The 13,005-nt window shown below is 70.3% G+C and carries 8 protein-coding genes; all 8 read left to right on the top strand.

The genetic code is table 11. From position 1 onward, the window contains the following. Nucleotides 1–3 precede the first annotated feature (3 nt). The 8 genes from ACFYY7_RS26195 to ACFYY7_RS26160 all read left to right on the top strand — a co-directional run bounded on the left by ACFYY7_RS26195 (nucleotide 4) and on the right by ACFYY7_RS26160 (nucleotide 12,981). Nucleotides 4–1,416, top strand: coding sequence for a VWA domain-containing protein (locus ACFYY7_RS26195; protein ID WP_388665047.1), 1,413 nt, complete (start codon nucleotides 4–6; stop codon nucleotides 1,414–1,416). Nucleotides 1,417–1,589: 173 nt separating this feature from the next. Beyond that, nucleotides 1,590–2,771: an ROK family transcriptional regulator gene (locus ACFYY7_RS26190; RefSeq protein WP_356086781.1), complete on the top strand. Its 1,182-nt coding sequence runs from the start codon at nucleotides 1,590–1,592 to the stop codon at nucleotides 2,769–2,771. A 170-nt stretch (nucleotides 2,772–2,941) separates the two neighbouring features. Beyond that, nucleotides 2,942–4,468, top strand: a complete 1,527-nt coding sequence (locus ACFYY7_RS26185) for a sugar ABC transporter ATP-binding protein (protein WP_388665045.1) — start codon at nucleotides 2,942–2,944, stop codon at nucleotides 4,466–4,468. After that, nucleotides 4,465–5,511 carry an ABC transporter permease gene (locus tag ACFYY7_RS26180; protein ID WP_351257848.1) on the top strand — a complete coding sequence of 349 codons (1,047 nt, stop codon included), beginning with the start codon at nucleotides 4,465–4,467 and terminating at the stop codon, nucleotides 5,509–5,511. The genes ACFYY7_RS26185 and ACFYY7_RS26180 overlap by 4 nt, the downstream gene beginning before the upstream one ends. A 68-nt stretch (nucleotides 5,512–5,579) precedes the next feature. Further along, nucleotides 5,580–6,623, top strand: a complete 1,044-nt coding sequence (locus ACFYY7_RS26175) for a substrate-binding domain-containing protein (RefSeq protein ID WP_388665043.1) — start codon at nucleotides 5,580–5,582, stop codon at nucleotides 6,621–6,623. A 72-nt stretch (nucleotides 6,624–6,695) separates the two neighbouring features. Further along, nucleotides 6,696–7,934, top strand: coding sequence for a Gfo/Idh/MocA family protein (locus ACFYY7_RS26170; RefSeq protein ID WP_388665041.1), 1,239 nt, complete (start codon nucleotides 6,696–6,698; stop codon nucleotides 7,932–7,934). 11 nt (nucleotides 7,935–7,945) lie between these two features. Beyond that, entirely contained in the window at nucleotides 7,946–8,950 is a 1,005-nt protein-coding gene (locus tag ACFYY7_RS26165; protein ID WP_388665039.1) for a sugar phosphate isomerase/epimerase family protein, read from the top strand. A gap of 302 nt (nucleotides 8,951–9,252) precedes the next feature. Beyond that, on the top strand, nucleotides 9,253–12,981 hold the full coding sequence (locus tag ACFYY7_RS26160; protein ID WP_388665037.1) for a ThuA domain-containing protein: 3,729 nt from the start codon (nucleotides 9,253–9,255) through the stop codon (nucleotides 12,979–12,981). Nucleotides 12,982–13,005: the final 24 nt, after the last annotated feature.

Here is a 13,005-nt window from a genome sequence, read left to right as displayed (position 1 = left end):
GGTGTGACGATACTGAGCAAAGGCGCCAACGTGCCGGTCGCGGCCGCCGCGGTCAGGGCCGTACTCGACTGGTCGGCGGGGCCCGGAGTCCCGGACGTCGACGTTTCCGCACTGCTGCTGACCCGCGGTGGGCGGGTGCGGTCCGATGACGACTTCGTCTTCTACAACCAGCCGCAACACACATCGGGCGCCGTGAGTCACCTCGGCAAACGGCCCGGCAGCGAATCGCTGGACGTCCGGCTGGGCGCGCTGGGGCCGGACGTCGAACGTGTCGCGCTCTGCGCCTCGGCCGACGGCGGCACGTTCGGCCAGGTGCCGGGACTGTGCCTGCGGCTGCTCGACGCGGCGTCCGGTGCCGAGCTGGCACGCTTCGACATCGCCGCCGGTACGGAGACCGCGTTGGTCGGCGGCGAGCTCTACCGCCGTGACGGCGGCTGGAAGTTCCGCGCGATCGGCCAGGGGTACGCCGACGGACTGGCCGGACTGGCGACCGACTTCGGGATCAGTGTCGACGAGGAACCGCCCGCGGCCGGGCCCGGCCCGCACCCCGCGACGACTCCGGCCCCCACCCCCGCCCCGCTGTTCCCCCCTCCCGCATCGCCTCCGTGGCCCGCACCGGAGCGCACCGGGGGCGGCGGGCCCGGCCCCCGGCTCACCAAGGGCGAGGAGCGGCTGCCGGTGGACATGCGCAAGCGCCTGTCGCTGCGCAAGCAACAGGTCCTGGTCAGCCTGAGCAAACACGGCGTACCGCAGCTGCGGGCACGCGTCGTCCTCGTCCTCGACGCATCGGGTTCGATGGGCGGTCTCTACCGGCGGGGCACGGTGGCGGGTGTCGCCGAGCGGATGGTGGCCGTCGCGGCGCAGCTCGACGACGACGGCCGGATGCAGGCGTGGACGTTCGCCACCAACCCCGCCCGCTTCCCCGACCTCGCCGTGGGTGACCTGCCCGAGTGGCTCGGGCTGCACGTACGCGTGGGCCAGACCTTCGGCTTCGGCCGCAGGAAGCCGCCCAGGGGACTGGTGCCCGGTCAGATCGACATGCGTACGGTCGGCATCCAGAACGAGGAACAGAAGGTCATCGCCGAGGTGCGGGCCTTCGTGCGGGACCGTCCGGTGCCCGACCCGACGCTGGTCCTGTTCTTCTCGGACGGCGGTGTCCACCGCAACCGGGAGATCGAGCAGGAGCTGCGGGCGGCCGCCGAGGAGCCGGTGTTCTGGCAGTTCGTCGGGCTCGGCAGCTCTCAGTACGGTGTGCTGGAACGGTTCGACACCATGCCGGGCCGCCGGGTCGACAACGTCGGCTTCTTCGCCGTCGACGACATCGAGCAGATCTCCGACCAGGAGCTGTACGACCGGGTCCTGTCGGAGTTCCCGTCCTGGCTCCGGGCCGCCCGGCAGGCCGGAATCCTGCGCTGAGAAGGCCGGTCGGCCGGTGGGGCGGCGACCCCACCGCCCGCCTTTGTCCTCGGTGTGGAGAAAGTTGTGGTGGATTCCTGCGCAACTTCTTCCCACTCCCGGCAACCGCTGCTACGTTCCCCTCGAAAGCCCGACGGACAGGCCGATGTGGCGGGGAGGGGCGCGTGAGACGTATGACTGCACGACCCGCGAATGCGCATCAGGCGCGACTGCTGCGGCTGTTGCGCGACGGCGGGCCCAACTCCCGGGCACAGCTGGGGGATCAGGTGGATCTCTCCCGTTCCAAGCTCGCCGTCGAGGTCGACAGGCTGCTGGAGACCGGACTCGTCGTGGCCGACGGCCTCGCCGCATCCCGCGGCGGGCGCCGCTCGCACAACATCCGGCTCGCTCCGCAACTGCGCTTCCTCGGCGTGGACATCGGAGCCACATCAGTCGATGTGGCCGTCACCAACGCCGAGTTGGAGGTACTGGGCCACCTCAACCACCCGATGGACGTACGCGAGGGCCCCGTCGCCATCTTCGAGCAGGTGCTGTCCATGGCGGCCAAGCTCCGGGCCTCGGGGCTCGCCGAGGGCTTCGACGGCGCGGGCATCGGCGTACCCGGCCCGGTCCGCTTCCCCGAAGGCGTACCGGTCGCACCGCCGATCATGCCCGGCTGGGACGGCTTCCCGGTCCGCGAGGCGCTCAGCCAGGAACTGGGCTGCCCCGTCATGGTCGACAACGATGTGAACCTGATGGCGATGGGGGAGCAGCACGCGGGTGTCGCGCGCTCCGTGGGCGACTTCCTCTGCGTCAAGATCGGAACCGGCATCGGCTGCGGCATCGTCGTGGGCGGCGATGTCCACCGCGGTACGACGGGCAGCGCCGGAGACATCGGCCACATCCAGGTGGAACCCGAGGGGCGCGCCTGCGCCTGCGGAAACCGGGGCTGCCTGGAGGCCCACTTCAGCGGCGCCGCGCTCGCCCGCGACGCCGAGGACGCGGCCCGTACCGGGCGGTCGGCGGAGCTCGCCGGCCGTCTCGAAGCGGCCGGGAAACTCACCGCCGCCGATGTGGCGGCCGCCGCGGCCGCCGGTGACGCCACCTCGCTCGACCTGATCCGCGAAGGCGGCAACCGGGTCGGCCAGGTCATCGCGGGACTCGTCAGCTTCTTCAACCCCGGTCTGGTGGTGATCGGCGGCGGTGTGACCGGCCTCGGCCACACCCTCCTCGCCAGTGTCCGGACCCAGGTCTACCGGCAGTCACTGCCGCTGGCCACCGGCAATCTCCCCATCGTGCTGGGCGAGTTGGGGCCGGCCGCCGGAGTGATCGGCGCCGCCCGGCTCATCAGCGACCACCTCTTCTCACCGGCCTGACCCCGGGCCGGCCACGCACGGGCGCGCCCCGGAGAACACCGGGAGCGCCGGAACACGCACCACCGCACCTGGTACAGCCCTGCCCGCTCATCGGCCTTCCCCGAGCTCCCGGCCGCGTCCCGACAGGCGTGTCCGAACAGGGGAGACCCCATTCGCCGAGGGGATTCGTCATGGCACCAGAACCACCCCTGCTCACCATGTCCGGCATCACCAAGTCGTTCCCCGGAGTGCGCGCCCTCGACGGCGTGGACCTGGAGGTCCAGGCCGGCGAAGTCCACTGTCTCCTCGGGCAGAACGGCGCCGGCAAATCCACCCTCATCAAGGTGCTCGCCGGGGCCCACCAGCCCGACGACGGCCAGATCACCTGGCGCGGCGAACCGGTCGCGCTGAAGTCGCCCATCGCCGCCATGCGGCTGGGCATCGCCACCATTTACCAGGAACTCGACCTGGTCGAGGGGCTGTCCGTGGCCGAGAACGTCTTCCTCGGCCATGAACCCACCACCGCCCGCTTCGTCGTCCGCACCCGTGAGGGCCGCACGGCCGCCGCCGCGCTGCTGAAGCGGCTCGGCCACCCGGAGATCGACCCGGCCCGCCCGGTCGGCGAACTGTCCGCCGCCCAGCAGCAGATCGTCTCCATGGCGAGGGCGCTCTCGCACGACGTACGGCTCATCGTCATGGACGAGCCGTCCGCCGCACTCGACCCGGACGAGGTCGACAACCTCTTCCGTACCGTCGCCTCGCTCACCGCCGACGGCGTAGCCGTCGTCTACATCTCGCACCGCCTGGAGGAGATCCGCCGGATCGGCGACCGGGTGACCGTGCTCAAGGACGGCCGGGCCGTGGCCGTCGGACTGCCCGCCGAGTCCACCCCGACACGCGACATCGTTGCCATGATGACCGGCCGCAATGTCGAGTACGTCTTCCCGCCGCGCACCACGGACCGTGCGGGCACGGCCGGGGCGGAGCCCGTGCTGAAGGTCGAGGGGCTGACCAGGAAGGGGGAATTCGCCCCGGTGGACCTGGAGTTGATGCCGGGCGAGATCGTGGGGCTGGCCGGACTCGTGGGCTCGGGGCGCTCCGAGATCCTGGAGACCGTCTACGGCGCCCGCAGGCCGAGCGCCGGACGGGTGACCGTGGCCGGCAAGCAGCTGAGGCCCGGCAGCGTCCGCGCGGCCGTCGCCGCCGGAATCGGCCTCGCCCCCGAGGAACGCAAGGCGCAGGCCCTGCTGATGCTCGAATCCGTCACCCGCAACGTCTCCGTCTCCGCCATGTCCCGCTTCTCCAGGGCGGGCTGGATCGACCGCGGGGCCGAACGCCGGGCGGCCCGCGAAGCCACCCGCGAACTCTCCCTGCGCCCCGACAACCCGGACACCCCCGTCCGCACGCTCTCCGGCGGCAACCAGCAGAAGGCGGTCCTGGCCCGCTGGCTGCTGCGCGGCTGCCGGGTGCTGCTGCTCGACGAACCGACCCGCGGTGTGGACGTCGGCGCCCGCGCCGAGCTGTACGCCGTGATCCGCCGGCTGGCCGACGAGGGCCTCGCCGTCCTGCTCGTCTCCAGCGAGGTGCCCGAAGTGCTGGGCCTCGCCGACCGTGTGCTGGTCCTCCGCGAGGGCCGCGTCGTGCACACGGCCGACGCCCGGGAGCTCGACGAGCACCGCGTACTCGACCTAGTGATGGAAGGGAGCCCGACGTCATGACGCAGCCCGTTTCCCCGACGCAGCAGGGCGGGCCGGACAAGGGGGCCGTCGCCCCGGTACCCCGCCCCAGAGAGAAGGACGGCCCCGCACGCACCAGTGGCCTGCGCCTGGATGTCCGTAACCTCTCGCTCCTCGGCGTCCTCGCCGCGCTGGTCGTCGTCGGTGGGTTCACCGAGCCCGACGCCTTCCTGGACACCGGGAACCTCCAGCTGATCCTGACCCAGTCCTCCGTCATCGGCGTCGTCACCGTCGGGATGACCTTCGTCATCACCAGCGGCGGCATCGATCTGTCGGTCGGCGCGATGGTCGCACTCGCCTCCGTCTGGGCGACCACGGTCGCCACCCAGGAGTACGGCTTCGCCGGGATCCTGTTCACCGCGGTGATCGTCGGACTCGGTGCCGGGCTGGTGAACGGGCTGCTCATCGCGTACGGGCGGATGGTGCCGTTCATCGCGACGCTGGCCATGCTCGCCTCGGCCCGTGGGCTCGCCCTGCAGATCACCGACGGGAAGACCCAGATCGTCACCGTCAAATCGGTCCTCGACCTGGGCCTGCCCGACTCCTACTTCCTCGGCATTCCGCCACTGGTGATGATGTTCGCCGCGGTGACCGTCGTCGGCTGGCTGGTGCTGAACCGCACGACCTTCGGACGGCGCACGGTCGCGGTCGGCGGCAACGCGGAGGCCGCCAGGCTGGCCGGCATCGACGTGCGGCGCCAGCGGCTCTTCCTCTATCTGCTCTCCGGGCTGTGCTGCGGCATCGCCGCCTTCATGCTGATCATCCTGTCCGGCTCGGGTCAGAACACCAACGGAAATCTGTACGAGCTCGACGCCATCGCGGCCGCGATCATCGGCGGCACCCTGCTCAGCGGCGGGCGCGGCACCATCGTCGGCTCCGTGCTCGGTGTCCTGGTCTTCACCACCATCACCAACATCTTCGCGCTCAACAACCTGCAGAGCGACGTCCAGCAGATCGCCAAGGGCGCGATCATCGTCGCCGCCGTCCTGGTCCAGCGCCGCACATCGGCGCACGGCGAGACCTGACCCGTCACCGCCCCACCACCCCTCCCGCCAAGCCAGATGCCACGCACCGGATGAAGGGTTCGACAGCCATGCCAGAAACCAGCCGCAGACGACTGCTCTTCGGCACCGCCGCCGTCTCCGCGGGCGCCCTGCTCACCGCCTGCACCAGCAACGACCCCAAGCCCGAGGACACCGACACCGCCAAGAACACCGGCCCCGCAGCCGACGACAAGCCCGGCAAGCCCGTCACCATCGGCTTCGCCGGTCCCCAGGCCGACCACGGCTGGCTCAACGCCATCAACGAGAACGCCAAGTCGCGGGCGGCCAAGTACTCCGAGGTGACACTGGAGTCCACCGAGGGCTCCAACGACACCGCCGCCCAGATCGGCCAGGTCAAGACCCTCATCAACAAGAAGGTCGACGTCCTCGTCATCCTCCCCGCCGACGGCAAGGCGCTCACCCAGGTCGGCCTGGAAGCCATGCGGGCGGGCATTCCCGTCGTCAACCTGGACCGGATCTTCGCCTCCCCGCAGGCCTACCGCTGCTGGGTCGGCGGCGACAACTACGGCATGGGCCTCAACGCCGGCACGTACATCGGCGAACAGCTCAAGGACAAGGCGGACGCCAAGGTCGTCGAGCTGGCGGGGATCGACAACCTGGAGCTCACCAAGCAGCGCAGCCAGGGCTTCGCCGACGCGCTGAAGAACTACCCCAACATCAAGCTGGTGGCCCGTCAGGCCGCCGACTTCACCGTCGAGTCGGGCCAGGCGAAGATGGCCCAGCTCCTCCAGGCGCAGAAGAAGTTCGACGCGCTGTGGAACCACGACGACGACCAGGGCGTGGGCGCGCTGCGCGCCATCCAGCAGGCGGGCCGCGACGAGTTCCTGATGGTCGGCGGCGCCGGGGCCAAGTCCGCGATGGACACCATCAAGGCCGGTGACAGCGTCCTGAAGGCCACGGTGCTCTACCCGCCGACGATGGCCGCGTCCGCCATCGACCTGGCCCGTGCGCTGGCCCAGGGCAAGGGCGTCGGCGGCCTGGCCGAGCTGGAGATCCCGACCAGCCTCACCCTCTACTCGGCCGTGGTCACCAAGGAGAACATCGACCAGTACCTGCCGACGGGCTTCAGCTGATCCGCCCCGCAGGAGGGCGCTGACCAGCTCTCCTGCCGTATTCATCGAACGACCGACGAGGAGGAAGCCCCGATGGCCCGTAGGGAAGAGACGGATCAGGAGGCCGCAGCGCCACCGACGCGGCGGCCGGCGACGAGTGTGCCGGTGCTCGGCGTCGGCATGGTGGGATACGCGTTCATGGGCGCCGCCCACTCACAGGGCTGGCGCACCGCGGGACACGTCTTCGACCTGCCGATGAGGCCGGCTCTCGCCGCGATCTGCGGACGCGACCGGGCCGCGGTCGACGCGGCCGCCGCCCGCCACGGCTGGGCGGCGGCGGAGACCGACTGGCGCGCCCTCATCGCCCGGGACGATGTGCAACTCGTCGACATCTGCACCCCCGGCGACAGCCACGCCGAGATCGCCATCGCCGCCCTGGAGGCGGGCAAGCACGTGCTGTGCGAGAAGCCGCTCGCCAACACGGTCGCCGAGGCCGAGGCGATGACCGAGGCCGCGGAGCGGGCCGCCGCCCGCGGCCAGGTCGCGATGGTGGGCTTCAACTACCGCCGGGTGCCCGCGATCACGTACGCCCGGCAGCTGATCGCCGAGGGGCGGCTCGGCACCCTGCGGCACGTCCGCGCCGCCTACCTCCAGGACTGGCTCGTCGACCCCGAATCACCGCTCACCTGGCGGCTGGAGCGGGAACGCGCCGGCTCGGGCGCCCTCGGCGACCTGGGCGCCCACATCGTCGACCTGGCCCAGTATCTGGCGGGGGAGCCGCTGGTCGGGGTGTCGGCGGTCAGCGAGACCTTCGTACGCGAACGGCCCCGGCTCGCTGGCCCGTCGGCCGGGCTCTCCGGGGCGGCGGACACCGGTGCGCTGGGGGCGGTGACCGTCGACGACGCGGCGCTGTTCACCGGCCGGCTCGCCTCCGGGGCGCTGGCCTCCTTCGAGGCGACCCGGATGGCGGCCGGGCGGAAGAACGCACTGCGGCTGGAGATCAACGGGGAGCGCGGCTCGCTCGCCTTCGATCTGGAACGGCTCAACGAGCTGTCCTTCCACGACCACACCGAACCCGCCGCCACGGCGGGGTTCCGGCGCATCCTGATCACCGAACCCCAACACCCCTACCTGGAGGCGTGGTGGCCGCCGGGCCACGCCCTCGGCTACGAGCACACCTTCGTGCACCAGGCCCGCGACCTGGTGCGCACGATCGCCGAAGGCACCGCTCCCGCACCGTCGTTCGCGGACGGACTCCAGGTGCAGCGGGTGCTCGCAGCCGTCGAGGAGAGCGCCGAGAAGAACTCCGTACACACACCCGTGGTTCTCTAGGAGGCCTGCCCATGCCCCGTCCCTTCACACTCTTCACCGGCCAGTGGGCCGACCTTCCGCTGGAGGAGGTCTGCCGGCACGCCCGGGACTTTGGCTACGACGGCCTCGAACTCGCCTGCTGGGGCGACCACTTCGAGGTCGACAAGGCACTGGCCGACCCCGGCTATCTGGACGGCCGGCGGCAGCTGCTCGACAAGTACGGACTGAAGTGCTGGGCGATCTCCAACCACCTGGTCGGCCAGGCCGTCTGCGACGACCCGATCGACGAGCGGCACCGGGGGATCCTGCCCGCGCGGATCTGGGGCGACGGCGAGCCCGAAGGGGTCCGCCGCCGGGCCGCCGAGAAGATCAAGGACACCGCGCGGGCGGCCGCCGCCTTCGGGGTGCGTACCGTCGTCGGCTTCACCGGCTCGTCGATCTGGCACCTGGTCGCGATGTTCCCGCCCGTTCCGCCGCACATGATCGAGCGGGGGTACGAGGACTTCGCCGAGCGGTGGAATCCGATCCTGGACGTCTTCGACGCGGAGGGTGTGCGGTTCGCCCACGAGGTGCACCCCAGTGAGATCGCGTACGACTACTGGACCACCCACCGCGCACTGGAGGCCGTCGGCCACCGGGCGGCGTTCGGGCTGAACTTCGACCCCAGCCACTTCGTCTGGCAGGACCTGGACCCGGTCAACTTCCTGTACGACTTCCGGGACCGGATCTACCACGTGGACTGCAAGGAGGCACGCAAGCGCCTCGACGGCCGCAACGGCAGGCTCGGCTCGCATCTGCCGTGGGGCGATCCCCGGCGCGGCTGGGACTTCGTCTCGGCCGGACACGGCGACGTGCCCTGGGAGGACGTCTTCCGGATGCTCCGGTCCATCGACTACGACGGGCCGGTCTCCGTGGAGTGGGAGGACGCCGGGATGGACCGGCTGGCCGGTGCGCCGGAAGCGCTGGCCACGCTGAAGCGGTACGACTTCGATCCGCCGGTGGCGTCGTTCGACGCGGCCTTCGGGGGCGGCGACTGACCGGCTCCCCGCCGGGGGTGGCGGGACGGGCCGGGAAGGAGCTCCGTGGCCGTCCCGTGCCCGACCCTGCCCTCCCCCCGCTTTGTCCTGATGCGGGAAAAAGTTCGACCGGACCGCTGCTCAAGGGCTTTCCGTCCCGGACGAACAGGTCTACGGTCCACAACGTGTACCTCACTACATGTACATGACATGACTCGGGTCGCCGGTGTCCCGCACACCCCCAACGACCCGCGCGGCAGTCCCCGCGCAGAACGGCACGGCAGCACCCCGCCCGTACAACCGGCACACTCCGGAGGACACTCGTGCACCGAACCACCACCAGAAGCAGGAGCAGAACCCGGCTCCGCGTCCGTAAGTCCCTCGCCCTGTTCACCGGTGGCCTGCTCGCCGCGGCCACCCTGGCCCTGGGCGCCACGCCGGGAGCAGCCGCGACGGGGCCGTCCTCGCCGGCCGCCACCGACGCGGCGGCCGAGGAATTCCAGCAGGTCACCCTCGCCAAGGGAGTCGCGGAGACCGGCGAGCCCATGACGCTGGCGGTGCTCCCCGACCGCAGCGTCCTGCACACCGCGCGCGGCGGCGAACTCTGGCTCACCGACAGGGGCGGCGACACCACGCTCGCCGGTGTCCTGCCCGTCTACTCCCACGACGAGGAGGGCCTCCAGGGCGTCGGTGTCGACCCGGACTTCAGCAGGAACCGGGCGATCTACCTCTACTACGCGCCCCCGCTGGACACCCCGTCGGGCGACGCCCCCGAGAACGGCACCGCCGCCGACTTCGCCAAGTTCGACGGAGTGAACCGGCTCTCGCGCTTCGTCCTCAAGGAGGACGGCACGCTCGACACCGCCAGCGAGAAGAAGGTCCTCGACATCCCGGCCTCGCGCGGCATCTGCTGCCACGTCGGCGGCGACATCGACTTCGACGCGCAGGGCAACCTGTACCTGTCGACCGGCGACGACTCCAACCCGTTCGCCTCCGACGGCTACACCCCGATCGACGACCGGCCGGACCGCAACCCCGTGTTCGACGCCCGCCGCAGCTCCGGGAACACCAATGACCTGCGCGGCAAGATCCTCCGCATCAAGGTCGCCGACGACGGCACGTACACCGTCCCCGAAGGCAACCTCTTCGCCCCGGGCACCGACAAGACCCGGCCCGAGATCTACGCGATGGGCTTCCGCAACCCCTTCCGCTTCACCGTCGACAAGCCCACCGGCATCGTGTACGTCGGTGACTACGGGCCCGACGCCGGCGCCGCCGACCCCAAGCGCGGACCGGGCGGCCAGGTCGAATTCGCCCGCGTCACCAAGGCCGGCAACTTCGGCTGGCCGTTCTGCACCGGCAAGAACGACCCGTTCGTCGAATACGACTTCGCGACCAAGACCTCCGGCGCGGCCTTCGACTGCGCCGCACCCAAGAACACCTCCCGGTACAACACCGGCCTGGTCGACCTGCCGCCGGCCCAGCCCGCCTGGATCCCGTACGACGGCGCGTCCGTGCCCGAGTTCGGCACCGGCTCGGAGTCCCCGATGGGCGGACCCGTCTACCACTACGACGCCGACCTCGACTCGCCGGTGAAATTCCCCGAGGCCTACGACGGCAACTTCTTCGCCGGTGAGTTCGGCCGGCGCTGGATCAAGCGCATCGACCAGGACACCGACGGCACGGTCAAGTCCATCAACGCCTTCCCGTGGTCGGGAACCCAGGTGATGGACATGACGTTCGGCCCCGACGGTGCGCTGTACGTCCTGGACTACGGCACCGGCTACTTCGGCGGCGACCAGAACTCGGCGCTCTACCGCATCGAGAACGCCACCGGCGGACGCTCGCCGATCGCCGAGGCGTCCGCCAACAAGACCTCCGGAACCGCTCCGCTCAAGGTCGCGTTCTCCTCGGCCGGAACCACCGACGCCGACGGCGACACGCTCAGCTACAGCTGGGACTTCGGTGACGGCGGCACATCGACCGCCGCCGACCCCACGTACACGTACAAGAAGAACGGCACCTACACCGCCACCGTCACCGCGACGGACCCCACCGGCCGCACCGGCTCGGCCAACGTCCATGTCACGGTCGGCAACACCGCTCCCAAGGTGAAGCTGGAACTCCCGGGTGACGGCCAGCTGTTCTCCTTCGGCGACGAGATCCCGTTCAAGGTGACCGTCACCGATCCCGAGGACGGAACCATCGACTGCTCGAAGATCGAGGTCCGCTTCATCCTCGGCCACGACAGCCACGGCCACCCCATCACCTCGGCGCACGGCTGCACCGGAACCATCAAGACGGAGATGGACGGCGGACACGACCCCAACGCCAACATCTTCGGCGTCATCGACGCCTCGTACACCGACGGCGGCGGAGGCGGCCAGGCCCCCCTGTCCGGCCACGACCAGTCCGAGCTCCAGCCCCGCCACCGGCAGGCCGAGCACTACAGCGCCTCCCAGGGCGTCGCCCCGCAGAACAAGGCGACCGCCCACGGCGGCAAGACGGTCGGTGACATCCACAACGACGACTGGATCTCCTTCAAGCCGTACCTCCTCACCGGATCCACCAAGCTGACCGCACGGATCTCCTCCGGCGGAGCCGGCGGCTTCCTCGAAGTCCGTACCGGCTCGCCGACCGGCAAGATCCTCGGTTCCGCACCCGTCCCGGTGACCGGTGCCTGGGATAACTTCCAGGACATCGACGTACCGCTGCGCGGCGTCCCGAAGACCTCCACCGAGCTCTTCCTGGTCTTCAAGGGCGGCGCAGGGGCGCTCTACGACATCGACGACTTCGAGCTCTCCAACAGCGCCCCCGACAAGACCGCCAAGCGGGTGCTGGTCTTCTCGAAGACGGCCGGATTCCGCCATGACGCGATCCCCGACGGCATCGCGGCGCTGAAGGAACTCGGCAAGGACAGCAACATCACCGTCGACGCCACGGAGACGGCAGGCCAGTTCACCACCAGCAACCTGGCCCGCTACGACGCCGTGGTCTTCCTCTCGACCACGGGCGACGTCCTCAACGCCGACCAGCAGAAGGCCTTCGAGAACTACGTGGCCACCGGCGGCGGTTACATGGGCGTCCACGCGGCGGCGGACACCGAGTACGACTGGGCCTTCTACGGCGGACTCGTCGGGGCGTACTTCTCCTCGCACCCCGCCATCCAGCCCGCCACCGTCCGCGTCGAGGACCACAGCCACCCGGCCACCGCGCACCTCGGCGACGAGTGGAACCGCACCGACGAGTGGTACAACTACCGGACCAATCCGCGTAGTCAGGCCAAGGTCCTCGCCACCCTCGACGAGGCCACCTACACCGGCGGCACCATGAAGGGCGACCACCCCATCACCTGGTGCCAGACCTACCAGGGCGGCCGCTCCTTCTACACCGGCCTCGGCCACACCAAGGAGTCCTACGCCGAACCGGAGTTCCGCAAGCTGCTTCTCGGCGGCATGCGGTACGCGGCCGGCCAGGTGAAGGCCGACTGCAAGCCCGACACCGGCTACCGGTCGATCTTCAACGGCAAGACGCTCGAAGGCTGGAAGCAGGCGGGCCCCGGGAAGTTCGACGTCGTCGACGGCGAGCTGCGCTCCGAGGGCGGCATGGGACTGCTCACCTACCAGGCCAAGGAGCTCGGCTCGTACTCGCTCAAGCTCGACTGGAAGATGCAGGGCGACGACAACTCCGGTGTCTTCGTCGGCTTCCCGGAGTCCGACGACCCCTGGTCCGCGGTGAACAACGGGTACGAGGTCCAGATCGACGCCACCGACGCGGCCGACCGCACCACGGGATCGATCTACACCTTCAAGGCGGCGAACGCCAAGGCCCGCGACCAGGTCCTGCGGCCGCCCGGCCAGTGGAACAGCTACGAGATCAAGGTCCAGGGCGAACGTCTCCAGGTCTTCCTCAACGGAGTGAAGATCAACGACTTCACCAACACCGATCCGGTCCGGAGCCTGAAGAACGGCTACATCGGCATCCAGAACCACGGTGCCAATGACCATGTGTCGTTCCGCAACATCCAGCTGAAGGAACTGCCCTCGGCGTAGGGCACCCAACCCGGCGACGGCGGG

Source organism: Streptomyces sp. NPDC001933 (assembly GCF_042890955.1).
Lineage (GTDB): Bacteria > Actinomycetota > Actinomycetes > Streptomycetales > Streptomycetaceae > Streptomyces.
The sequence above is the reverse complement of the archived record's forward strand: the minus strand, read 5'-3'. Positions and strand labels throughout refer to the sequence as shown.

Excerpts from the sequence above, each read along its gene's own strand:
- ACFYY7_RS26190 (WP_356086781.1), top strand. The coding sequence starts at position 1,590 with ATGACTGCACGACCCGCGAATGCGCATCAGGCGCGACTGCTGCGGCTG.
- ACFYY7_RS26185 (WP_388665045.1), top strand. The coding sequence starts at position 2,942 with ATGGCACCAGAACCACCCCTGCTCACCATGTCCGGCATCACCAAGTCG.
- ACFYY7_RS26180 (WP_351257848.1), top strand. The coding sequence starts at position 4,465 with ATGACGCAGCCCGTTTCCCCGACGCAGCAGGGCGGGCCGGACAAGGGG.
- ACFYY7_RS26175 (WP_388665043.1), top strand. The coding sequence starts at position 5,580 with ATGCCAGAAACCAGCCGCAGACGACTGCTCTTCGGCACCGCCGCCGTC.
- ACFYY7_RS26170 (WP_388665041.1), top strand. The coding sequence starts at position 6,696 with ATGGCCCGTAGGGAAGAGACGGATCAGGAGGCCGCAGCGCCACCGACG.
- ACFYY7_RS26165 (WP_388665039.1), top strand. The coding sequence starts at position 7,946 with ATGCCCCGTCCCTTCACACTCTTCACCGGCCAGTGGGCCGACCTTCCG.